General features: G+C 71.3%; 21 protein-coding genes. 5 read left to right on the forward strand and 16 right to left on the reverse strand.

Annotation, left to right across the window (positions count from 1 at the left end):
• Window positions 1-84 precede the first annotated feature (84 nt).
• The 8 genes from hisF to hisD all read right to left on the reverse strand — a co-directional run bounded on the left by hisF (window position 85) and on the right by hisD (window position 6,032).
• Entirely contained in the window at window positions 85-873 is a 789-nt protein-coding gene (hisF, locus tag CACI_RS28355) for an imidazole glycerol phosphate synthase subunit HisF (protein WP_015794310.1), read from the reverse strand.
• A gap of 100 nt (window positions 874-973) precedes the next feature.
• A complete protein-coding gene (locus CACI_RS28360; protein ID WP_015794311.1) occupies window positions 974-1,369 on the reverse strand; it encodes a RidA family protein in 396 nt (131 codons plus the stop codon).
• A gap of 3 nt (window positions 1,370-1,372) precedes the next feature.
• Window positions 1,373-2,104, reverse strand: coding sequence for a bifunctional 1-(5-phosphoribosyl)-5-((5-phosphoribosylamino)methylideneamino)imidazole-4-carboxamide isomerase/phosphoribosylanthranilate isomerase PriA (gene priA / locus CACI_RS28365; RefSeq protein WP_015794312.1), 732 nt, complete (start codon window positions 2,102-2,104; stop codon window positions 1,373-1,375).
• Window positions 2,105-2,172: 68 nt separating this feature from the next.
• Complete coding sequence (hisH, locus tag CACI_RS28370; RefSeq protein WP_015794313.1) at window positions 2,173-2,811, reverse strand: imidazole glycerol phosphate synthase subunit HisH; 639 nt, start codon at window positions 2,809-2,811, stop codon at window positions 2,173-2,175.
• Window positions 2,808-2,978: a hypothetical protein gene (locus CACI_RS51500; RefSeq protein ID WP_015794314.1), complete on the reverse strand. Its 171-nt coding sequence runs from the start codon at window positions 2,976-2,978 to the stop codon at window positions 2,808-2,810. The genes hisH and CACI_RS51500 overlap by 4 nt, the downstream gene beginning before the upstream one ends.
• Window positions 2,979-2,980: 2 nt before the next feature.
• Entirely contained in the window at window positions 2,981-3,571 is a 591-nt protein-coding gene (hisB, locus tag CACI_RS28375) for an imidazoleglycerol-phosphate dehydratase HisB (RefSeq protein ID WP_015794315.1), read from the reverse strand.
• A complete protein-coding gene (locus CACI_RS28380; RefSeq protein WP_015794316.1) occupies window positions 3,568-4,677 on the reverse strand; it encodes a histidinol-phosphate transaminase in 1,110 nt (369 codons plus the stop codon). The genes hisB and CACI_RS28380 overlap by 4 nt, the downstream gene beginning before the upstream one ends.
• 2 nt (window positions 4,678-4,679) lie before the next feature.
• Window positions 4,680-6,032 carry a histidinol dehydrogenase gene (gene hisD, locus CACI_RS28385; RefSeq protein ID WP_015794317.1) on the reverse strand — a complete coding sequence of 451 codons (1,353 nt, stop codon included), beginning with the start codon at window positions 6,030-6,032 and terminating at the stop codon, window positions 4,680-4,682.
• A gap of 86 nt (window positions 6,033-6,118) precedes the next feature.
• On the opposite strand from hisD, the gene CACI_RS28390 reads away from it, so the two are divergent.
• Window positions 6,119-6,784, forward strand: a complete 666-nt coding sequence (locus tag CACI_RS28390) for an LON peptidase substrate-binding domain-containing protein (RefSeq protein WP_015794318.1) — start codon at window positions 6,119-6,121, stop codon at window positions 6,782-6,784.
• Between the two features lie 98 nt (window positions 6,785-6,882).
• On the opposite strand, the gene CACI_RS28395 is transcribed toward CACI_RS28390, so the two are convergent.
• Window positions 6,883-7,890 carry a TMEM165/GDT1 family protein gene (locus CACI_RS28395; RefSeq protein WP_015794319.1) on the reverse strand — a complete coding sequence of 336 codons (1,008 nt, stop codon included), beginning with the start codon at window positions 7,888-7,890 and terminating at the stop codon, window positions 6,883-6,885.
• A 111-nt stretch (window positions 7,891-8,001) separates the two neighbouring features.
• Here CACI_RS28395 and ybaK point away from each other — a divergent pair, with 111 nt between their 5' ends.
• On the forward strand, window positions 8,002-8,499 hold the full coding sequence (gene ybaK / locus CACI_RS28400; protein ID WP_015794320.1) for a Cys-tRNA(Pro) deacylase: 498 nt from the start codon (window positions 8,002-8,004) through the stop codon (window positions 8,497-8,499).
• A gap of 5 nt (window positions 8,500-8,504) precedes the next feature.
• Here the strand turns inward: ybaK and CACI_RS28405 are convergent, their stop codons facing one another.
• The 4 genes from CACI_RS28405 to CACI_RS52865 all read right to left on the reverse strand — a co-directional run bounded on the left by CACI_RS28405 (window position 8,505) and on the right by CACI_RS52865 (window position 11,925).
• Complete coding sequence (locus CACI_RS28405; RefSeq protein ID WP_049871735.1) at window positions 8,505-9,389, reverse strand: DUF4436 family protein; 885 nt, start codon at window positions 9,387-9,389, stop codon at window positions 8,505-8,507.
• A 150-nt stretch (window positions 9,390-9,539) separates the two neighbouring features.
• Window positions 9,540-10,478 carry an RluA family pseudouridine synthase gene (locus tag CACI_RS28410; protein ID WP_015794322.1) on the reverse strand — a complete coding sequence of 313 codons (939 nt, stop codon included), beginning with the start codon at window positions 10,476-10,478 and terminating at the stop codon, window positions 9,540-9,542.
• Window positions 10,478-11,395: a signal peptidase II gene (lspA, locus tag CACI_RS28415; RefSeq protein WP_223297264.1), complete on the reverse strand. Its 918-nt coding sequence runs from the start codon at window positions 11,393-11,395 to the stop codon at window positions 10,478-10,480. The genes CACI_RS28410 and lspA overlap by 1 nt, the downstream gene beginning before the upstream one ends.
• A 95-nt stretch (window positions 11,396-11,490) precedes the next feature.
• On the reverse strand, window positions 11,491-11,925 hold the full coding sequence (locus CACI_RS52865) for a TraR/DksA family transcriptional regulator (RefSeq protein ID WP_049871736.1): 435 nt from the start codon (window positions 11,923-11,925) through the stop codon (window positions 11,491-11,493).
• On the opposite strand from CACI_RS52865, the gene CACI_RS52870 reads away from it, so the two are divergent.
• Complete coding sequence (locus CACI_RS52870; protein WP_223297265.1) at window positions 11,915-12,331, forward strand: hypothetical protein; 417 nt, start codon at window positions 11,915-11,917, stop codon at window positions 12,329-12,331. The two genes, CACI_RS52865 and CACI_RS52870, sit on opposite strands and share 11 nt — an antisense overlap.
• Before the next feature lie 242 nt (window positions 12,332-12,573).
• Here the strand turns inward: CACI_RS52870 and CACI_RS28430 are convergent, their stop codons facing one another.
• The gene (locus tag CACI_RS28430) at window positions 12,574-12,852 is read right to left on the reverse strand and encodes a DUF167 domain-containing protein (protein WP_015794325.1); all 279 of its coding nucleotides are present in this window, start codon (window positions 12,850-12,852) and stop codon (window positions 12,574-12,576) included.
• Window positions 12,853-13,157: 305 nt separating this feature from the next.
• Between CACI_RS28430 and ileS the strand changes: the two genes are divergently transcribed.
• Window positions 13,158-16,379, forward strand: a complete 3,222-nt coding sequence (gene ileS, locus CACI_RS28435) for an isoleucine--tRNA ligase (RefSeq protein WP_015794326.1) — start codon at window positions 13,158-13,160, stop codon at window positions 16,377-16,379.
• A gap of 97 nt (window positions 16,380-16,476) precedes the next feature.
• On the opposite strand, the gene CACI_RS51510 is transcribed toward ileS, so the two are convergent.
• Window positions 16,477-17,241, reverse strand: coding sequence for a hypothetical protein (locus tag CACI_RS51510; protein ID WP_015794327.1), 765 nt, complete (start codon window positions 17,239-17,241; stop codon window positions 16,477-16,479).
• Window positions 17,242-17,360: 119 nt separating this feature from the next.
• Between CACI_RS51510 and CACI_RS28445 the strand changes: the two genes are divergently transcribed.
• Window positions 17,361-18,668 carry an NYN domain-containing protein gene (locus CACI_RS28445; RefSeq protein ID WP_015794328.1) on the forward strand — a complete coding sequence of 436 codons (1,308 nt, stop codon included), beginning with the start codon at window positions 17,361-17,363 and terminating at the stop codon, window positions 18,666-18,668.
• On the opposite strand, the gene CACI_RS28450 is transcribed toward CACI_RS28445, so the two are convergent.
• Complete coding sequence (locus tag CACI_RS28450; protein ID WP_015794329.1) at window positions 18,601-19,524, reverse strand: TauD/TfdA dioxygenase family protein; 924 nt, start codon at window positions 19,522-19,524, stop codon at window positions 18,601-18,603. The two genes, CACI_RS28445 and CACI_RS28450, sit on opposite strands and share 68 nt — an antisense overlap.
• Window position 19,525: the final 1 nt, after the last annotated feature.

The following is a 19,525-nucleotide window of genomic DNA, read 5'->3' on the forward strand; positions in this document are numbered from 1 at the left end:
CGGCGAACTTGGCGGCGCGCGGATGCATCCTGCGATGTATGGCGAGGTGCATAGGGCGATGCAGTGATGCCGCGGCGCCGCCGCCTAGCGCACCGGATACCCGGCGCCCCGCAGCGAATCCTTCACCTCGCCGATCGTCACGTCCCCGAAGTGGAACACCGAGGCCGCCAGCACCGCGTCCGCGCCCGCGCCGACCGCCGGGGCGAAGTGCTCGGTCGCGCCGGCGCCGCCGGAGGCGATCAGCGGAACCGTCACCGCGGCCCGCACCGCCGCCAGCATCTCCAGGTCGAAGCCCTGCTTCATCCCGTCGGCGTCGATCGAGTTCAGCAGGATCTCCCCCGCGCCGAGCTCCGCGGCGCGCGCCGCCCAGGCCACCGCGTCGACGCCGGTCGAGCGGCGGCCGCCGTGCGTGGTGACCTCGAAGCCGGAGTCGGTGCCCACGCCCTCCGGGCAGCGCCGGGCGTCCACCGACAGGACCAGCACCTGGTTGCCGAAGCGGTCGGCGATCTCGGCGATCAGCTCCGGGCGGGTCACCGCGGCGGTGTTGACCCCGACCTTGTCCGCGCCGGCGCGCAGCAGGCGGTCCACGTCCTGGACCGTGCGCACGCCGCCGCCGACCGTCAGCGGGATGAACACCTGGTCCGCGGTGCGCCCGACCACTTCGTAGACCGTGGCGCGGGCGTCGGAGGAGGCGGTGACGTCCAGGAACGTCAGCTCGTCGGCGCCCGCGGCGTCGTAGGCGCGCGCCAGCTCCACCGGATCGCCGGCGTCGCGCAGGTTCTCGAAGTTCACACCCTTCACCACGCGTCCGGCGTCGACGTCCAGGCACGGGATGACGCGGACGGCCAGCCGGCCGAGGGCGGCGGTGCTCACTTGCTGCTCCTTCTACGGATACTCAGATAGGTAAATACTCAGATACTCACTGCCTGCGAACCACGAACCACGAACCGCGAACCACGAACCCTGACCCGCGCTACGCGGACTCGCCGCGATAGGCGTCCAGCTCCACCTCGACCAGCATCCCGGGGTCGATCAGCCCGGAGACCACCAGCGCGGTCGCCGCCGGACGGCCCTCGGCGAAGACCTCGCCGTGCGCCCGGCCGACCTCGGCGATGTCCCGGGCGTGCACCACGTACCAGCGCGTCCGGACCACGTCGTGCAGCCCGAACCCGGCCTGTTCCAGCGCCTTGCGGGCGATCTCCAGCGAGACCTTCATCTGGGCGTACGGGTCCCCGTTGCCCTGCACCTGGCCGTCGACGGTCGCCGTGCACCCCGCTACCCACGCGTGAGGGCCGGCGACGACCAACCGGGAGTAGCCGTACTCGTTCTCCCACTGCCCGTCGGAGCCGATCCGCTGGATGCTGCTCATATCTCACGCACTCCTGGTGAGTTCGAGGGCTTCTTCGAGCGTGAAGGCGCCCGCATAGAGCGCCTTGCCGACGATAGCGCCCTCGACGCCGATCGGCACCAACGTCGCCAGCGCCTCCAAGTCAGCGAGCGAAGACACCCCGCCGCTGGCCACGACCGGCTTGGCGGTCGCGGCGCAGACATCGCGCAGCAGCTGCAGGTTCGGGCCGGTCAGGGTGCCGTCGCGGTGGACGTCGGTGACCACGTAGCGCGCGCAGCCGTCGGCGTCCAGGCGGGCCAGCACGTCGAACAGCTCGCCGCCGTCCTTGGTCCAGCCGCGCGCCGACAAGGTGGTGCCGCGCACGTCGAGTCCGACCGCGATCTTCTCGCCGTGCTCGGCGATCGCGCCGCGGACCCAGTCCGGCGCCTCCAGCGCGGCGGTGCCCAGGTTGACCCGCTCGCAGCCGGTGGACAGCGCCCGGCGCAGGGACTCGTCGTCGCGGATGCCGCCGGAGAGCTCGACCCGCACGTCCAGCTTGCCGACCACGCCGGCCAGCAGCTCGGCGTTGGAGCCGCGCCCGAAGGCGGCATCCAGGTCCACCAGGTGGATCCACTCCGCCCCGGCGCTCTGCCAGGCCAGCGCGGCGGTGAGCGGGTCCCCGTAGGACGTCTCGGAGCCGGCGGCGCCCTGGACGAGCCGGACGGCCTGGCCGTCGGCGACGTCGACGGCGGGCAGGAGTTCGAGGTAGCCGGGCATAGCTGGTCAGTCCTTGTCGGTAGGTGACTTCGAATGCTGATGAGGGGGAACGCCGGCCCGGGCGCAGCTCAGGACAGCTGCTTGAGCCAGTTCTGAAGCACGTGCGCCCCAGCGTCCCCGGACTTCTCCGGATGGAACTGCGTCGCCGACAGCGGGCCGTTCTCCACCGCGGCGACGAACGGCTCGCCGTGGGTCGCCCACGTCACCAGCGGCGCGGCCATGCGCCCGGTGTCGGTGAGCTCCCACTTGCGCACGCCGTAGGAGTGCACGAAGTAGAACCGCGCGTCGGCGTCGAGCCCGGCGAACAGCCGCGAGCCGTCGGCCACGTCCAGCGTGTTCCAGCCCATGTGCGGGATGATCGGCGCGTCCAGCCGCTCCACGGTCCCGGGCCACTCGTCGCACCCGGCGGTCTCCACGCCGTGCTCCACCCCGCGCTCGAACAGGATCTGCATGCCGACGCAGATCCCCAGCACCGGCCGGCTCCCGGCCAGCCGCCGGCCGATGATCCGGTCGCCCTTCACGGCCTTGAGCCCGGCCATGCACGCCGCGTACGCCCCCACCCCGGGCACGAACAACCCGTCGGCGTTCAGCGCGCTGTCCATGTCGGAGGTGACGGTGACCTGCGCACCGGCGCGCTCCAAGGCGCGCTCGGCCGAACGGATGTTGCCCGAGCCGTAGTCCAGGACCACGACGGAGGGTTTGCTCACCAGCGCACCACCCCGCCGGCGATCGCCATGCCGGCGCACAGCACCAGCAGGATCGACATCACGCGCATGTTGGCGTTGCCGTCGCCCTGCCGGAACAGGGAGAACGCGCCGCCAAGGAGAAACAGGCCGAGGAACAACAGTCCCGCGGCCGCATAACTGCCGGTCATCTCTAAAGGACACCCTTCGTGCTCGGAATACCGCTCACTCTAGGGTCCAGCGTGCAGGCCTCCCTCAGCGCCCTGGCCAGGGCCTTGAACTGGGCTTCGACCACATGGTGCGCGATCCGGCCGTAGGGGACGCGGATGTGCAGGCAGATCTGCGCCTGCGCCACGAACGACTCGAAGATGTGCCGGGTCAGCTCGGTGTCGAAGTCCCCGATCATCGGCGCCAGGCCCTCGGGCATCTCGTGCACCAGGTAGGGCCGGCCGGACAGGTCCACGACCACCTCGGCCAGGGTCTCGTCCAGCGGGACCCGGGCGTCGGCGAACCGGCGCAGGCCCGCCTTGGTCCCCAGCGCCTCGCGGAAGGCCGCGCCCAGCGCCAGCGCGGTGTCCTCGACCGTGTGGTGACCGTCGATGTGCAGGTCGCCCTCGGTCTTCACGGTCAGGTCGAACAGACCGTGCTTGGCCAACTGGTGCAACATGTGGTCGAAGAACCCGACGCCGGTGGAGATCTCCGCCTCGCCGGTGCCGTCGAGGTCGACCTCCACCAGGACGCCGGTCTCGCCGGTCGTCCGCTCCACCCTGCCCACGCGGCTCATGATTCTCCGTCCACATCCACCACAGCGAGGCTCTCCTTCAAGGCGTCCAGGAACGCCGTCGTCTCAGACTCGGTCCCGGCGGTGACCCGCAGCATGCCGGGGATGCCCACGTCGCGGATCAGGACGCCGTGGCCGAGGATCTTGTGCCACAGCGCCTTCTGGTCCCCGCCCGGCACGCCGAAGAACACGAAGTTGGCGTCGGAGGGGACCACGGGCAGCCCGAGGGCGGCGAGTTCGGCCACGATGCGGTCGCGCTGCGCCTTCACCGCGTCGACCGTGCCGAGCAGCGCCTTGACGTGCTTCAGCGCGGTCCGCGCGGCAGCCTGTGTCAACGCCGACAGGTGGTAGGGCAGGCGCACCAGCAGCAGCGCGTCGATCACCGCGGGGTCGGCGGCGAGGTAGCCGACGCGCGCGCCGGCCATCGCGAACGCCTTCGACATGGTGCGGGTGACGATCAGCCTCGGGTGCTCGGGAAGCAGCGTCAGCGCCGAGGGCGTGCCGGGACGCGCGAACTCGAAGTACGCCTCGTCCACGACCACCATCGCGCCGACCTCGTCCGCGGCCTTGACCACGGCGCGGATCACGTCGAGCTCCATCGCCGTCCCGGTCGGGTTGTTCGGCGAGGTCAGGAAGACGATGTTCGGCTGGTGCCGCTCGATCGCCCGCACCGCCTTGGCGGCGTCCAAGGTGTAGTCGCCTTCGCGCAGGCCTGAGATCCACTCGGTCGCGGTCGCCAGGGCGATCAGGCGGTGCATGGAGTAGGAGGGCTCGAAGCCGATCGCGCTGCGGCCGGGACCGCCGAAGACCTGGAGGATCTGCTGCAGGACCTCGTTGGAGCCGTTGGCGGCCCACAGGTTCTCCACGGTCAGACCGTGGTCGAGGTAGTCGGCGAGGTCCTTGCGCAGGTCGGTGGCGTCGCGGTCGGGGTAGCGGTTGAGCGTGGTGGCCGCTTCGGTGATCGCCTGAGCCAGATCCGCCACCAACTCCGGCGGCGGACCATAGGGGTTCTCGTTGGTGTTCAGCGGATACGGCACGTCGATCTGCGGCGCGCCGTAGGGCGTCAGCTCTCGCAGATCGTCGCGGATCGGCAGGTCGCGGTAGTCCACGCTCAGCCCTGCCGTTCTTCGAAGCGCGCCGTCACGGCCTCGCCGTGGGCGGGCAGGTCCTCGGCGTTGGCCAGTGCCACGACCAGGTCGGAGGCCTCGGCCAGCGCTTCGCGCGTGTAGTCCACGACGTGGATCCCGCGCAGGAAGCTCTGGACCGACAGCCCGGAGCTGTGGCAGGCGCAGCCGCCGGTCGGCAGGACGTGGTTGGAGCCGGCGAGATAGTCGCCGAGGCTCACCGGCGCGAAGGAGCCCACGAAGACCGCGCCGGCGTTGCGCACCTTGGCGGCGTCGGCGGCGGCGTTCCGGGTCTGGATCTCCAGGTGCTCGGCGGCGTAGCCGTTGGCCACGACCAGCGCCGCGCCGATGTCGTCGACGAGGACGAGCGCCGACTGGCGTCCGGCCAGGGCCTCGCGGATACGCTCGGCGTGCTTGGTCGCGGCGACGCGGGTCTCCAACTCCTTCACGACCTCCTCCGCCAGCTGCTCGGAGTCGGTGACCAGCACCGCGGCGGCCAGCGGGTCGTGCTCGGCCTGGCTGATCAGGTCGGCGGCGACGACGCCGGCGTCGGCGGAGGCGTCGGCGACGACCATGATCTCGGTCGGACCGGCCTCGGCGTCGATGCCGATGACGCCCTTGAGCAGCCGCTTGGCCGCGGCGACGTAGATGTTGCCGGGTCCGGTGACCAGGTCGGCGCGGCGGCAGACGACGGCGCCTTGGGCTTCGGCGCCCTCGGCCGCCTCGCGGTAGCCGTAGGCGAACATCGCGATGGCCTGCGAGCCGCCGGCGGCGTAGACCTCGTCCACGCCGAGCAGCGCGCACGCGGCCAGGATCGTGGGGTGCGGCAGCCCGCCGAACTCCTTCTGCGGCGGCGAGGCCACCGCGAGGGAGCCGACACCGGCTTCCTGCGCGGGCACCACATTCATCACAACGGAGGACGGATACACGGCGCGTCCGCCGGGCACGTAGAGCCCGACCCGGTCCACCGGCACCCAGCGCTCGGTGACGCTGCCGCCGGGAACGACCTGCGTGGTCGTGTCCTGCCGGCGCTGGTCCCGGTGCACGGTGCGCGCGCGCCGGATCGACTCCTCCAACGCCGCCCTGACCTGCGGGTCCAGGCGCTCCAGCGCCTCGGCGAGCGCCGCGGCGGGCACCTTCACCTCGGTCAGCTCGACCCCGTCGAACTTGGCCGCGTAGTCGATGAGCGCCGCCTCGCCGCGATGACGCACGTCCTCGACGATCGGGCGGACGACGGCCAGAGCGGCCTCGACGTCCAGCTCGGCCCTGGGCACCAGGGCGCGAGGATCGGTCTGGTCCGTGTCCAGAGCGCGACCGCGCAGGTCGATTCGAGTGATCACGCCCCGATTCTAGTTCGGTCACCGACGGCGGACCGGCGCGTCCGCAGAGTGGGCACCCCGCGCCGGGCAGCGACTAGATTGGGTCCGTGACGACAGAGCTGCCGCTGTTCCCCCTCGGAAGCGTGCTCTTCCCGGGTGTCGTGCTCCCCCTGCACATTTTCGAGCACCGCTACCGGCAGCTGGTGCGCGACCTGTCCGCGCTGCCGGAGGGCGCGCCGCGCAGGTTCGGCGTGCTGGCCATAAAGGACGGCCACGAGGTGGGGCGCGGCAACGTCATGGCGCTCTACGACGTGGGCTGCACCGCCGAGATCGACTCGATCGTGGAGTACGAGGACGGCCGCTTCGACATCACCACCACCGGCGTCCACCGCTTCCGCCTGGAGGCCTTCGACGACGAGGGACCCTACGCCCGCGGCGAGGTGGAGCTCCTCGACGAGGTCGCCGGGCCCGAGGCCGACGTCCTGGCGCCTGGCCTGACCGCCCTGTTCCGCAAGTACCAGGCCGCACTGTCCGAGCTGCGCGGCGTCCAGGTCGGCTCGATCCCGGAGCTGCCGGAGGACCCGACGGTCCTGTCGTACCTGATCGGCGCGGCGACGGTGCTCGACACCTACGAGAAGCAGCGCCTGCTGACCACCGAGAGCACGGTCGAGCGGCTGCGCGCGGAGGCGAAGATCCTGCGGCGGGAGACGGGGATCTTGAAGAACCTGCCGTCGCTGCCGGCGGTGGATCTGCTGCGGCGGCGGAGTCGGTAGGGCTGCTCGGTCCCGGCTTCGATCTCGATTGTTTGTCTGGTCATCTCGATCTCAGCCGGGCTGAGGTGCAGGTGCCGGCGGCATACGGAAACGCGGTGTCAGCCGAGCGAATTGTCAGCCTGCGGCGCGCCCGAGTTCGCTTCCGGTCCGGCGTCCGGACCGTTCTCCCCTGGTTGCTGCGCTGGCTGCGGCTGCTGTTGCGGTGGCTGCGGCTGTTCCTGAGGCGCGCCGCCGGCGGGGTTCACGCCTGGCTGGAAGCCATAAGGATTGCTGGTCGTGAAGTACGCCTGCCCACCGTCGGCCTGCCAGGGCGGCGGGGTCGGCTTGGTGAACGCCGCGGTCAGCGCCAGGAACAGCACCAGGCCCAGCAGCGGTGCGGCCAGGTAGAGGCCCTGGGCGTGCAGCGCGACCGGCGCGTGGAAGTTGTGCCCGGCGGCGATGGTGTGCAGCACGGTCAGCGGGTCGGGCATCGACACCCAGCGGCCGAGCGCGGCGGCCAGGGTGGAGGCCGCGAACCCGCCGAGCAGCACGCCGGCCCAGGCGCCGATCGCGGCGCCGTCCCGCTCGCCGCGGTCGCGCTCGCCGCGGCTGGCGCCGCGGTTGTCGAGCAGACCGCGCCGCGCCAGGAAGAAGCCGAGGACGCCCAGCAGCAGCCCGGAGACCGCGGTGAAGACGAAGTAGTACCCGTCGACGCTGGCGATGCCCTTCGCCTCGGGCGCGACCAGCAGCGCGGACTGGTCGATGCCGGAGGTCACCTGCGGGACGGCGTTGGCCGGCAGCGTCAGCCACACGGTCGGCGCGAAGCGGTACCACGCCAGCCCGGACAGCACACCGAACACCGCGCCGGTGACCACCAGGACAGCCGCGACGAGCAGGTCGGAGCGCCACTGGAGCAGCGCCGCCGTCAGCGGCGGCCGCCCCGGACGCGCCACCGGACCGGGACCGCCGTACCCGCCCGGACCTCCCGGTCCGTCGGCGCCGGGGCCCGGCACGAGGTCCGGCACCCCGGGCAGCCCGTGCGCGCTCTGCGGTTCCTCAAAGGGGTTCCGCCACGGCGAGGAACCCGGGCCCTGCCCATCGGCAGTCGGCGAAGTCTGGTCGTTCATCGTCCATCAGCTTTTCATGCCGGGCCCCATCCCGGCAGCCGGGAGTGGCGGAAGATGCCCAAGAGAGCGCCGAGGCACACCCGAAGCGCACCGCCCTGGCACCATTACCGCATGGCAGCCAAGAACCGTCAGGCAACCGGCACCCCAGCCACCGCCCTGCTCAGCAAGGAAGGCGTGGACTTCACCGTCCACACCTACGACCACGACCCCGCGGCGGCCTCCTACGGCCGCGAAGCAGCGGACGTCATGGGCGTGGACCCCGAACGCGTCTTCAAAACCCTGGTAGCCGACGTCGACGGCACCCTGACCGTGGCCGTCGTCCCCGTCTCCGGCTCCCTGGACCTCAAAGCCCTCGCCACCGCCGTCGGCGGCAAGAAGGCAGCCATGGCCGACCCCGCCGCCGTCACCCGCACCACCGGCTACGTCCTCGGCGGCGTCTCCCCCCTAGGCCAACGCAAACCCCTCCCCACCGTCATCGACGAAACCGCCCTCCTGCACGACACCATGTTCTGCTCCGCCGGCAAACGCGGCATGGAGATCGAACTGGCACCCGAAGAACTGGTGCGGCTGACCGGCGCGGTGGTCGCGGAGATCGGGCGGGAGGGCTGAGGGTCTCAGCCCCCTGCCTCCGCCGCCACCTCGACCCTGGTCCCCCGCAGTACCGCGTAGACCATCGAGAACGCCACGAGTGCCTCCGCCCACAGGAACACTGTGTAGTCCAGGAGGCAGCCGATCGGGGGCTGGCCTGGAGCGGTGTTGCGGTAGCCGGCCAGGGCGAACAGGGAGGCGGCCATCCAGCCGAGGCCGGGCCAGACCATGCCGAGGCGGCGGTGGCCCATGACCAGGGCGCCGGTGAGGACGGACAGGGCCAGGGCCCACATGATCACGTACATCAGCCACACCATGGTGAAGGTGCCTCGGGTGCGGCGGAGTTGGATGTCGAAGCCGGGGGCGAGGGGTTCGCCGCCGACGGGGGTTTCGCGGGTGACGAAGCCGGGGTCGGAGTCGATGATGGCGACGGTGGCGGGGACCGGTTTGCCGGCGACGTCCGCGGCGAAGCGGAGGGTGGTCGAGTAGCGGTCGAAGGGGTAGTCGGCGATGTCGCCGCCGGGGAGGTCCATGCGGACGTCCTGGGAGACGATGCGCTTGCCGGCCGGGAAGGTCAGCTCGCCGCTGGAGAGCGAGGAGGTGCTGATCGTGACGTCCTGCTTCGGGTACACGCCGGTGTCGTCCTCGGCGTAGGCGCCCTCGACGGAGACGAACACGCGGACCGAGGCCTCGTTGCGGGGCGCGTCGACGCGGTTGATGGTCGCCAGGACGTCGACGCGGTCCGGGACCTGGGTCGCGCCGGCGCCGAAGCCGTAGTGCCGCCCGCCGCGGTCCAGGTGCGACAGGTAGACGCCGGCCAGCGTGGCCAGCGCCACGATCAGGACCGCGCCGACCATCGCCGCCCAGGTGCGGGGGTGGGCCGGCGGCCACCACCAATCCGTCTTCGCCACGGGACCCAGTCAACCGCCATGATCGCCCGGCGTGGGGCAGCAACGCCGCAGGGTAGGAAGAAACCGTTCGGGAGCGGATTCAGGGGAGCCGCCGACGCGAATCAGCTCCCGAATCAGCTCCCGGAATCAGCTCCCGAATCAGCTGTCAGCTCAGCTCTCGGCGGCGATGAGATCCAGCGCGTGCTGCAGATCGTCCGGGTACTGGCTGTCGTACTGCACCCACTCCCCGGTCCCCGGGTGCTCGAAGCCGAGGCTCACCGCGTGCAGCCACTGCCGTCCCAGGCCCAGCCGCTCCCCCAGCGTCGGGTCCGCGCCGTACTGCAGGTCGCCGACGCAGGGGTGGCGCAGGGCGGCCATGTGCACGCGGATCTGGTGCGTGCGGCCGGTCTCGAGCTTGATCGCCAGCAGCGTCGCCGCGCGGTAGGCCTCGATCGTCTCGTAGTGCGTGACGCTGTCCTTGCCGCCGCGGACCACGGCGAACTTGTAGTCGTGGTGCGGGTGGCGGCCGATCGGCGCGTCGACGGTTCCGCGCATCGGGTCCGGGTGGCCCTGCACCAGCGTGTGGTAGCGCTTGTCCACGGTGCGGTCGCGGAACGCCTGCTTCAGCAGCGTGTAGGCGCGCTCGGACTTGGCCACCACCATCAGCCCGCTGGTCCCGACGTCGAGCCGGTGCACGACGCCCTGCCGCTCCGAGGCGCCGGACGTCGAGATCCGGTACCCGGCCGCGGCCAGGCCGCCGACGACGGTCGTCCCCAGCCAGCCCGGGCTCGGGTGCGCCGCGACGCCCACCGGCTTGTCGATGACCACGATGTCCTCGTCGTCGTGGACGATCCGCATGCCCTCGACCGCCTCGGCCTTCACCGCCACCGGGTCGGCGGCGGCCGGCAGCTCGATCTCCAGCCACGCCCCGCCGCGCACCCGGTCGGACTTGCCGGCCTCGCTGCCGTCCACCCGGACCCGGCCCTCCGCGGCCAGCTCGGCGGCGCGGGTCCGCGACAGACCGAACATGCGGGCCAGCGCGGCGTCGAGGCGCTCGCCCTCGAGGCCGTCCGGGATGGGGAGACTGCGGAGATCAGACATGGCCACCATTATCCGGCAGCGTCGGAGCCCTTCTGCTCCTTGTGCCGCGACCCGTCGGGCTGCATGCCGAGGAAGGACAGCAGCACCATCAGGCAGCCGCCGATGACGATCGCGGTGTCCGCGAGGTTGAACACCGGGAAGTCGTAGTGCACCAGCGGGAAGGTCGGGAACTGCAGGAAGTCCACGACGTCGCCGCGCCCCACGCCCGGGGAGCGGAACAGCCGGTCGCTCAGGTTCCCCAGCGCGCCGCCGAGCAGCAGCCCGAGCGCGATGGCCCACGGCAGCGAGCGCAGATTGCGCGACACCCGCAGGATGACGAACACCACGCCGGCCGCGATCAGCGTGAACACCCAGGTCTGGCCCTCGCCGATGGAGAAGGCGGCGCCGGAGTTGCGGATCAGGATGAGGTTCAGGAAGCCGCCGGTGACGTGGATCGGGCCGCGGTCCTGCAAGTGCGCGACCACCAGCGCCTTGCTGGTGATGTCCAGCGCCAGCGCGAGCGCCGCGAAGACCAGCACGACGCCGATCCGGCGCTTGCGCGGAAGCTCGGCGGCGTCGGCGGCTTCAGCAGTCTCGACAGTTTCGGAGGCTTCGGCAGCTTCGGGGGCGTCGGCAGCTTCGGTCGGCTCGGCGGCGTCTACCGGACCATCGGCACTGTCACGGATCTCGGCAGCTCGCGCAGGCTCGGTACGGTCAGCACCGTCAGCACCCTCGGCAGCATCGGAACCGTCAGCGCCCTCGGCGCCCGCACCGGCCTCGACCTGCGCCGGCGTCTCGCCCGCCGCGCTCACCGCCCCGTCGCCAGGCGTCGCCACCGGCCCGGAACCGCCGGCGGCGCCGGATCCTCCAACACCCGCCTCGCCCTGGTCGATGATCCCGGCCATGTCCTGGCCCACCTCTGAATCCGCGCGTACTTCTGAAGCCACGCGCACACCCTACCTTCGAGGCAGCGGACACGACGCGCGGTCACCGCCGCGGGAACCGGCGGCCCGGCGATCACCGCCGGGCCGGGTCCCGCGAATCAGCGCCGCTCCTGCTTCTGCTTGCAGCTCATGCACAGCGTGGCCCGCGGGAACGCCTGCAGCCGGTACTTGCCGACCGGCTCGCCGCAGGACTCGCACACCCCGTACGTGTCCGCCGCCAGCCGGGCCAGCGCCCGCTCGGTCTGCTGGAGCATCTCCCTGGCGTTGTTCGCTATCGCCATCTCGTGCTCGCGCTCGAAGTTCTTGGTACCGGCGTCGGCCTGGTCGTCGCCGGCGCCCTCGCCGGAGTCCCGGAGCAGGTCGGCGATGCCGGTCTCGGCGGTGCTGATCTCCCGGCGCAGGCGCGCGGCGTCGCCCTCGAGCTCGGCCTGCAACTCGCCGACCTCCTCGGGGGTCCACGGGTCCTCGCCGGTCCGGTACGGCGGCAGCCCGCCGACGCCGGCCATGGTCTGGCTGATCTGCGTGACCGTCATGGGAGTCTCCTTCTCCGCGGCCGCGGTTTCGTGCGCCGGGTGCTGGTGCTTCGCCGGGGTTCTGGCAGTGCTCTTGGTCTCAGCAGGCTTGGTCTCGGCAGGCTTCGTCTCGGCGGGCTTCGTCGCGGCAGTCTTGGTCACAGCAGGTGTTGCCGCCGCGGACCGGGCCGAAACCTGGCCCGAAACCGAAGCGGCCGGCCCGCTCGCCGACCGCCGCGCCTCGCCGGCGCCGGATCGGCGGTTCGGCGGCGCGGCCTTGGCGCCGGTCGCGGCCCGAGCCGGCGTGGGCACCGCCTTACCGGCCGCGGCCGGGCCGGCCGCGCCCTTCGCGGCGTGCGTGGCCCCCGTGGCCGCCTCTGATGCCTTCGTCCTGCTCGTCGTCACGGCCGTCATCCTCGCTCTCTGACGTGGCGGCCAGTTCACCCGAGCGCGCCCCTGCGCACCCGACCAGGCCCGTCCGCCCCCAACTCACACGCGACGTGTAGCGTGCCCGCGCCGGGCCCCCGCTAATCACGCTTCGTGAGGGGAGAAACGTCTCAACCCACCCACCAGTTCCCGTCGAACACTTGCGCACCAAACATTCACCCGTTCGGGCTAAGAGGCCGACGGCGTGCGGTAACCGAGGCGTTCCCGCGGAATCCGCCCGGTTCAGCCGAGCAGGTCCCGCACCAGCTCGCGCACGGTGTCCGGGTCTTCCGAAGAAACCCCTAAGACTTTGTCGCGCGACGTGGCTCCGGTAATCAACTGGACCGCTCGGCGCGGCATTCCCAGCGCCTCCGCGACCGCTCGCAGCGCCGCCTCGGTCGCCGCGCCGTCGACCGCCTTGGCCGTGACGGCCACGATGAGTGACCGTTCGCCGTGCCGTCCGCCCACCTTCGTGCGCGAGCTCCCGGGCTTCACGCGAATGGGAATCCGGAGCTCCTCCACACCGCTTACAATGACACGAGTACCCGAGCAGGCAGCGACGGGACGAGTAGCGCGGCGGGAAAGCCTCAGCGATCCGGGGACGGTGCGAGCCCGGAGGCGGACGCCGCGCGAAAATCACCCCCGAGCCGCCGGAAGAAAGGGCCGTCGGGCCCGAGTAGAACCGGCCGGATACCAATGAAGTGGACACGCCGTTGACAACGGGGTGTCAAGGAGGGTGGTACCGCGGTACCGGCACTGTGGAAACAGGGTGTCAGTGTCGTCCCTTCGTCGGCTTTAGCAGACCGCGACGAAGGAAGGCACCGCGCATGACCGCGCCTGACCCCAGGCTCTACCGCCCCGTCAACGCCCAGCTCGATCTCCCGGCGATGGACGCCGAGGTCATCGACTTCTGGCGCGGCGCCGCCATCTTCGACAAGAGCCTGAAGGCCACCGAGGGCGCGCCGACCTGGACCTTCTACGAGGGTCCGCCGACCGCGAACGGCCGTCCCGGCACCCACCACGTCGAGGCCCGCGTCTTCAAGGACGTCTTCCCGCGCTTCAAGACCATGCAGGGCCACCGCGTGGACCGCAAGGCCGGCTGGGACTGCCACGGCCTGCCCGTGGAGCTGGCGGTGGAGGCCGAGCTCGGCTTCACCCAGAAGCAGGACATCGAGGCCTACGGCATCGCCGAGTTCAACGCCAAGTGCCGCGAGTCGGTGCGCCGGCATGTGGACGCCTTCGAGAAGCTCACCGAGCGCATGGGCTACTGGGTCAACACCGACGAGGCGTACTGGACGATGAACCCGTCCTACGTGGAGTCGGTGTGGTGGTCGCTGAAGCAGATCTTCGACAAGGGCCTGCTGGTCCAGGATCACCGCGTCGCGCCGTACTGCCCGCGCTGCGGCACCGGCCTTTCCGACCACGAGCTGGCGCAGGGCTATGAGACCGTCGTCGACCCCTCGGTCTACGTCCGCTTCCCGCTGACCTCCGGACCGCTGGCCGGGAACACCTCGCTGCTGGTCTGGACGACCACGCCCTGGACCCTGGTGTCCAACACCGCGGTCGCGGCGCACCCCGAGGTGGCCTACGTCGTGGTCACCGACGGCACCGAGCGCCTGGTCGTCGCCGAGCCGCTGGTCGCCGCCTCGCTCGGCGAGGGATGGGAGCCCACCGGCGAGTCCTACACCGGCGCCCAGATGGAGCGCTGGACGTATCAGCGCCCGTTCGAGCTCGTCGACGTCCCCGACGCGCACTTCGTGGTCCTGGCCGACTACGTCACCACCGAGGACGGCACCGGCCTGGTCCACCAGGCTCCGGCCTTCGGCGCCGACGACCTGGCCACCTGCAAGAAGTACGACCTGCCGGTGGTGAACCCGATCCGCGGCGACGGCACCTTCGAGGAGTCCGTGCCGATGGTCGGCGGGGTCTTCTTCAAGAAGGCCGACGAGGTCCTCACCTCCGACCTGCGCGAGCGCGGCGTGCTGTTCAAGCACCTGGAGTACGAGCACAGCTACCCGCACTGCTGGCGCTGCCACACCGCGCTGCTCTACTACGCGCAGCCGGCCTGGTACATCCGCACCACCGCGTTGAAGGACGCGATGATGCGCGAGAACGACGCGACCAACTGGTTCCCGGACAACGTCAAGTACGGCCGCTTCGGCGACTGGCTGAACAACAACATCGACTGGTCGCTGTCCCGCAAGCGCTACTGGGGCACGCCGCTGCCGCTGTGGGTGTGCGAGGTCGGGCACGTCACCGCCGTCGGCTCGCTGAAGGAGCTCAGCGAACTCTCCGGACAGGACGTGTCGGAGCTGGACCCGCACCGGCCGTTCGTGGACGACGTCACCATGCCCTGCCCGCAGTGCACTGAGACCGGCCGGACCGCCACCCGCGTCCCGGAGGTCATCGACGGCTGGTACGACTCCGGCTCGATGCCCTTCGCGCAGCACGGCTACCCCTACGCCGAGGGCTCGAAGGAGAAGTTCGAGAACGCCTACCCGGCCGACTTCATCGCCGAGGCGATCGACCAGACCCGCGGCTGGTTCTACTCGCTGCTGGCGGTCGGCACGCTGGTGTTCGACAAGTCGTCCTACAAGAACGTCCTGTGCCTGGGCCACATCCTGGCCGAGGACGGCCGCAAGATGTCCAAGCACCTGGGCAACATCCTGGAGCCGATCCCGCTGATGGACCAGCACGGCGCCGACGCCGTGCGCTGGTTCATGCTGGCCGGCGGCTCGCCGTGGTCGGCGCGCCGGGTCGGGCACGCGACGATCCAGGAAGTGGTCCGCAAGACCCTGCTGACCTACTGGAACACCGTCTCGTTCCAGGCGCTCTACGGCCGCACCGCGGGCTGGTCGCCCTCGGCCGGCGACCCGGAGCCCGCCGAGCGCCCGGCGCTGGACCGCTGGGTCCTGTCCGAACTCAACGTCCTGGTCCGCGACGTCACCGCGGCGATGGACGAGTTCGACACGCTCAAGGTCGGCAAGCTCCTGTCCGCCTTCGTGGACGACCTGTCCAACTGGTACGTCCGCCGCGCCCGCCGCCGCTTCTGGAACGCCGACCCGGCCGCCCTGGCCACGCTGCACGAGGCGCTGGAGGCGGTCACCAAGCTGATGGCGCCGATGGTCCCGTTCATCACCGAGCGGGTCTGGCAGGACCTGGTGCGCCCGGTGGACGCCGAGGCGCCGGAGTCGGTGCACCTGGCCGCCTGGCCGGCCGTGGACGAGGCACTGGTCGACCCGGAGCTGGCCGAGCAGATGGCGCTCACCCGCCGCCTGGTCGAGCTGGGCCGCGCCACCCGCGCGGACTCCGGCGTGAAGACCCGCCAGCCGCTGTCCCGGGCGCTGGTCGGCGCCCCGGGCTGGGGCGGGCTGCCCGAGGAGCTGCGCGGGCAGCTGCTGGAGGAGCTGAACGTGGTCACCACCTCTCCGCTGGCGGCCGGCGGCGACCTGATCGACGCTCCCCTGATCAACTACGCCGCCAAGGGCAACTTCCGCGCCCTGGGCGCCCGCTTCGCCAAGCGCACGCCGCTGGTCGCCGCCGCCATCGCGGCGGCGGACGCCGGGGCGCTCGCGGGCGCGCTGCGGTCGCAGGGCTCGGCGACGGTCGTGGTCGACGGCGAGGAGGTGACGGTCGCCCCCGAGGAGGTCATCGTCACCGAGACGCCCCGCGAGGGCTGGGCCGTGGCCACCTCCGGCGGCGAGACCATCGCCCTGGACCTGCACGTCACGCCGGAGCTGCGGCGCGCGGGCCTGGCGCGCGACGTGGTGCGCTTCCTGCAGGAGACGCGCAAGGCGACCGGGCTGGACGTCGCCGACCGCATCACCCTGACGTGGGCGGCGCTCGACGGCTCGGCCGCCGGCGCCGAGGCCGCCGAGGCGGTGCGCGAGCACGCGGCGATGATCGCCGACGAGGTGCTGGCACTGGCCTTCGCCGAGGGCGTGGTGCCGGCCGGCGAGGACCCCGCGGAGCTGGAGAAGCTGCAGGCGGCGATCGCCGGGGACGAGGATCTGGGGCTGAAGTTCCGGATCGCCAAGGTCGCCGGCTGATCGGCTCCTCGACTGACGACAGCTGACAACGGCTCCGGTTCCGCGCGATCACGCGGAACCGGAGCCGTTCGGTCATCTCCCCCGAGTCGTCGGCCGGTCAGTTGATCGGGATGTCCCGGATCAGAATGATCCCCGCCATGATCCCGTTCTCCGAGACCGCCTGCGTCCAGTAGGCGTTCAGCGTCGAGCCCGAGGCCGGGGCGTCGACCACGAAGTCGCCGGTCAGCGGCTGGCCCGGATCGACGTTCCCGTCCGAGCTCCCGCTGCCGAGCGTCCACAGCGGGTCGAAGTTCTCCATGTTCAGGTCGTTGCCCTGCGCGTCGAGCACCGCCCCGCCGGTGAACACCCCCTCGTTCATCGAGACCTGCCGGCCGCTCTCGTTGTCGATGGCCAGGTGGATCACGATCTTGGTGCCGTTGCGCGCGGCCCGGAGCTTGACGGTCAGCGCGTGCCCGGCCGGCGCGCCCTTGGGCCAGGTCGCGGTCACCGACTTGTCGGCGTTCACCACCTGGTCGACCGGCTCGGAGTTCGCCAGCTGGCCCTGCGGGGTCCAGCCGCCGGCGGCGGCCGGCGCGGTGTTGGGCGGCGGCGAGGAGGCGGCCGAGGTGCCGGTGGCCGCGGGCGTCCCGGTGGCGGCCGGCGTTCCGGTGGCCGTCGCGGTGTCCGTGGCGTCCGGCGAAGGCGCGGTCCCGGTGATCGTCGCCGTGCTGGTCGGGACCGTGGTCGGCGTCGCAGTGCCCGTCTTCGCGGTCGCGACGGTGCCGCTGCTCGCGCAGCCCTGCAGCGCCGCCGCCGTGATCGCGGCAACGCATATTCCTGCGATATTCCGCATTGGCCGGCGCCCCACCAAGAACTCAGTCATCGTTCCCCCATGTGTTCCCATGAGGCTGATTCTGCCGTCAGCGCGCTTATTCGGTAAAGCCGCGCCACTGCCGGTCTGTCGTGTTGCCACCCTCTGCAAGCATGTGACACTTTTACCCAATGGATCGCTGTGCCGTGTTGGTCGACGCCGGATATGTGCTGGCCGCCGCCGCGAACGTGGTGAGCGGTGATCCCGGCCGCCCCGGGATCGAGGTCGATTACCCGGGGCTGGTGACCGCGCTGACCGAGCGCGCGGCCGCCGAGACCGGCCTGCCGGTCCTGCGCGTGTACTGGTACGACGCCGCCCCGGCCACCGGCCCGACCCGCGACCAGCGCCTGCTGCGCGTGCTGGACGGGCTCAAGCTGCGCCTGGGCAAGCTGGTCCGGCGCGACGACGGCAAGTTCGAGCAGAAGGGCGTCGACACCTTCCTGCACGCCGACCTCACCGGCCTGGCCCGCAAGCGCGCGGTCGCCGACGTGGTCCTGGTCAGCGGCGACGAGGACCTGCTGCACGCGGTCGAGGAGGCCCAGGAGTACGGCACCCGCATCCACCTGTGGGGCGCGGCCTCGGACTACAACCAGTCGCTGGAGCTCATCGCCGCGGTGGACAAGTCGATGACCCTGTCCGAGGAGTGGCTCAAGCCCTACGTCTGGGTGAAGGTCCCGATCGGCCACGGCGAGGACCCCGGCTGCGAGCCGGCCAAGCTCGGCGCCCACGGCGAGCACGCCAAGCCCGCGCACAAGGCCTTCCCCTCCCCGCTGGACATGCCCCCGCGCGTGCTGCACCCCACCGAGTCGCCCAAGACCCCGCTGGCCAACAGCCGCTTCCCGAAGCTGTGGCAGGTCACCTCCCCGACCCAGCGCTTCCTGGACGCCGAGGAGAACAAGAGCTTCGGCCGCGCCGAGCCCATCGACGTCGGCCGGGCCTACGTCGCGCGCTGGATGGCGCGCGCCACCGAGGCCGAGCGCCGGCGGCTCACCGACTGGACGGCGACCTGGACCTGGGTGCCGCACGACCTGGACCCGGACCTGCTGCGCTTCGCCAACGACCTGGGGATCGACACCTGGGAGGCGGAGCTGGAGCCGATCAAGCACGAACTGCGCGCCGGCTTCCTGGACGGACTGAAGAAGTGGCGGGACCAGCACGACACCGGCGGCGAGCCGGGCGCGGCGGCGATGGTCGATTCAGGGACGGCTCCGCCGCCGACCGCGCCACCGCAGCATGCCCCGGACGTGCCGGCTTCGGCTTCGGCGGCTGAATCAGAGGGCTCAGCAGCACCGAGCGAAACACCGCCGGCTGCATCGGCTGCACCGACTCCCCCCGCCACGCCCCCGACCGTGCCCGCGCCGCAATCCCCGCCTACCGAGGCCGGTCCCCCAGGATCGCAGCACGCTCCATCACCCGGCGCCGCGGGAAGTAATCACTGACCGCGTAGTGCTGCACGGCCCGGTTGTCCCAGAACGCGATCGACCCGGGCTCCCACTTGAACCGGACCTGGTACTCCGGCACCGAAGCCTGCCGGAACAAGACTTTCAGCAGTTCCTCGCTCTCCTGCTCCGGCAGCCCGACGATGTGCGTGGTGAAGATCGCGTTCACGAACAGCGTGCGCCGCCCGGTCCGAGGATGGGTCCGTACCACCGGGTGTTCCACCGCCGGGTACTTCTCCTGCATCTCCTTCAGCTTGTCCGGGTCCATGCCGATGCCGAACGGCAGGGTGAAGTCGTGCACGGCCACCCGCCCCTCGATGCGGGCCTTGACCTGCTCGGGCAGGCAGTCGTAGGCGGCGGCCATGTCCGCGAAGCAGGTGTCGCCGCCGGCTTCGGGCACCTCCACGGCGCGCAGCACCGAGCCGAGCGCGGGCTTCTCGCGCCAGGTGACGTCGGCGTGCCAGACGTTCTCCACGCCGGCTTCTCTCTCGCTCTTCTCGAAACGCACGATCTCCGCCACGTCGCCCTGTGGCAGGAAGGGATGGATCTCCAATTCGCCCCACATTCCTGCGAAATCCCGATGCCGGGCAGCGGTGACCCGACTTTGACCCCGGAAAAACAGGACCTTGAATTCCAGCAGCGCGCGATCCAGTTCGGCGAATACCTCGGGGGCGACCGGCTCGCCGAGATCGATTCCCGAGATCTGCGCACCGATCAGCCGGGTGCACGGGGTGACCGTGACGGTCTCGTAGGGCCGGGATTCCTCGCCCTCCGGCAGGCGTCGCAGACCCCTGCGAGGGCCGGCGGCGAGATCACGACCGGTGAGGAGGGCTTGCAGGGTGGCGTAGGGCGCCATG

The organism is Catenulispora acidiphila DSM 44928, assembly GCF_000024025.1.
Classification (GTDB): domain Bacteria; phylum Actinomycetota; class Actinomycetes; order Streptomycetales; family Catenulisporaceae; genus Catenulispora; species Catenulispora acidiphila.